The 2,678-nt window shown below is 72.6% G+C and carries 2 protein-coding genes and 1 pseudogene; 2 read left to right on the top strand and 1 reads right to left on the bottom strand.

The window, feature by feature from the left end; all coding sequences use genetic code 11:
• Positions 1-124 precede the first annotated feature (124 nt).
• Both J0670_RS35325 and J0670_RS35320 read left to right on the top strand, forming a co-directional pair.
• On the top strand, positions 125-718 hold the full coding sequence (locus tag J0670_RS35325; protein WP_207816655.1) for an NADPH-dependent FMN reductase: 594 nt from the start codon (positions 125-127) through the stop codon (positions 716-718).
• A gap of 22 nt (positions 719-740) precedes the next feature.
• On the top strand, positions 741-2,282 hold the full coding sequence (locus J0670_RS35320) for an MFS transporter (RefSeq protein WP_243437978.1): 1,542 nt from the start codon (positions 741-743) through the stop codon (positions 2,280-2,282).
• Between the two features lie 9 nt (positions 2,283-2,291).
• Here the strand turns inward: J0670_RS35320 and J0670_RS35315 are convergent.
• Positions 2,292-2,678 (bottom strand): annotated as a pseudogene (locus J0670_RS35315) (hypothetical protein); the annotation flags it as partial.

Genomic DNA, 2,678 nt, shown 5'->3' with positions numbered 1-2,678 from the left:
GCGGGGTCGCCACCACCGTACCACTCGGGTGTACGCCGTATCTCGATAGTGGACGCCGTACACCTCCGTGTGTACGTTGTATCCAACCGATACGTCGTACACCTCGTCCCGGAGGGGGATATCCATGTCCACGGAGCAGAACATGCAGGTGGCGGTCGTGCTGGGCAGCACCCGCGCCGGCCGCTTCGGCCCGGTGGTCGGTGACTGGCTGCTCGGCCATCTGGCGGCTCGCGGCGACATGACCGCCGACCTGGTCGACCTGGCCGAGACCCCGCTGCCGACCGTCATGCCGTCCTTCGGTGGAGAACTGCCCCCGGGTGACCTCGAGTTGCTGGAGGCGGTGACGCCCCGGCTGGCGGCCGCCGACGCCTTCGTGTTCGTCACGCCCGAGTACAACCACAGCTTCCCGGCCCCGCTGAAGAACGCCATCGACTGGCACAACCAGCAGTGGCACGGAAAGCCGATCGGCTTCGTCTCGTACGGCGGTCTGTCCGGCGGCCTGCGCGCCGTCGAGCAACTACGGGTGGTGATGGCCGAGTTGAACGCCACCACGATCCGCAACACGGTCAGCTTCCACGGCGCCTCCCAGTGCTTCGACGCCGACGGCAAGCCCCGCGACCCGGCCGCCGACGCCGCCGCCAAGACCATGCTCGACCAACTGGCCTGGTGGGCCCAGGCATTGCGTGACGCCCGGCAAACCCGCCCGTTCGCGGCCTGAACCCGGGGGAGGGGGAACGGACATGGACGCGGAACCGGTCGAGGACCGCCCCAGGCCGCCGCTGCTCGGCGTGCTCGGGCTGATGCTCGGCATCTTCCTCTCGGCCCTCGACGGGCAGATCATCGGCACCGCGCTGCCGACCATCGTCGGCGATCTCGGCGGGCTCGAACACCTCTCCTGGGCGGTCACCGCCTACCTGCTCACCTCCGCCGCCGCCACCCCGCTCTGGGGCCGGCTCGGCGACCTGTACGGGCGCAAGGGCGCCTACCAGTGGTCGGTGGCGGTGTTCCTGATCGGCTCGATGCTGAGCGGACTGTCGCAGAACATGGGCGAGTTGATCGCCTTCCGGGCACTCCAGGGCGTCGGCGCGGGCGGGCTGATGGTCGGCGCGCTCTCGGTGATCGGGGTGCTCGTCCCCGCCACCGACCGGGCGCGGATGCAGTCGGTGATCGGCGTGCTGATGCCGATCGCCTTCGTCGGCGGACCGCTGCTCGGCGGCCTCCTCACCGACCGGCTCAGCTGGCGCTGGGCCTTCTACGTCAACCTGCCGGTCGGGCTGTTCGCCCTGCTCGCGGTCGGCCTCGGGGTGCGGCTGCGGACGGAACGGATCCGCGCCCCCTTCGACTGGGCCGGGGTCGCCCTGCTGACCACCGGCATCCTCGGGCTGACCCTGGTCAGCAGCTGGGGCGGGACGATGTACGCCTGGACCTCCCCGTGGATCCTCGGGACCGGCCTGGTCGCCGTGGTGGCGCTCGGCTGGTTCGTCCGTACCGAACTGCGCGCCCCCGGGCCGCTGATCCCGCCCGCGCTGTTCCGCGATCGCAACTTCACCGTCGCCCAGGTGCTGGGCTTCCTCGCCGGCGCGGTCATGCTCGCCCTGATCGGCTACCTGCCGCAGTACCTCCAGTTCGTCCAGGGCGTCTCGCCGACCGCCGGCGGCCTGCTCCTGCTGCCCCTGATGCTCGGGATGATGGGCACCCAGCTGTTCACCGCCCGGCTGATGAGCCGGCCGGGCGGCGAGCGCCGCTACCCGCTGCTGGGTGGGGCGCTGGCCCTGATCGGGGCCGCGCTGCTGCTGCTCCTGGGGACGGACACGCCGGTGGCCCTGGCCTCCGGGCTCACCGCGGTCGCCGGGATCGGCATCGGCCTGCTGATGCAGAGCACCCTGCTGACCTCGATGGGTGCGGTGCCGCGCCAGGACATGGGGGCGGCGATGGGCGTGGTGACCCTGCTGCGCAGCATCGGCGGTTCGCTCGGGATGGCCGCGCTCGGCGCCGTCTACACCGCCCGGCTGACCGCCTCGCTCACCGAGCGGCTGGGGGCCGACGAGGCGACCCGGCTGACCGGGGGCGGCGGGCTCACCCCGGCCTCACTGACCGGGCTGACCCAGTCCGTCCGGGACGCGATCGGCGAGGCGGTCACCGGCGGGCTGCACGGCACGGTGGCCGGCGGCGTCGCGCTGGCGGCGGTGGCGACGGCGGTCGCCTGCCTGGCTCGGCCGGGTACGGACCCGGCCGGGGCGCCGCAGGAGGCCGGGGCGCCCGTGGAGAAGGCCCCGGTGTAGCGGGCCCGGTCAGCCGGACGCGGGCGGGCAGTGGCCGGTGAAGCAGAAGGACGTGAGCTCCGACTGGAGGAGGGCGTGCAGCGGGGCCGGCCCGCCGGTCTCGGGGCCGGCCACCAGGATGGCCCAGGCGACGCCGTCCGGGCCGGTGAAGAAGTGGGCGACCGAATGTCGGACACCGGAGCCGGACAGGTTGTAGGAGTACTCCAACTCGGCGCCGCCGTCGGCGGTCTGCTCCAGCCGGATCCGGTGGTACTCGGGGAACCGGCTGGTCAGGGTGGTCAGGCTGGTGTCGGTGGCGGCGGCCTCCTCGTACGGGGACCTGGCCTCCATCGGCCACACCTGGACCAGGCTGAGGCGGTCGGGGGAGTCGTAGAACACGGACTGGTTGTCGACCCG

Origin of the sequence: Streptomyces sp. FH025 (assembly GCF_017427025.1) — a bacterium.
Taxonomy (GTDB): Bacteria; Actinomycetota; Actinomycetes; order Streptomycetales; family Streptomycetaceae; genus Kitasatospora.
This window is presented reverse-complemented; position numbering and strand designations above follow the sequence as displayed.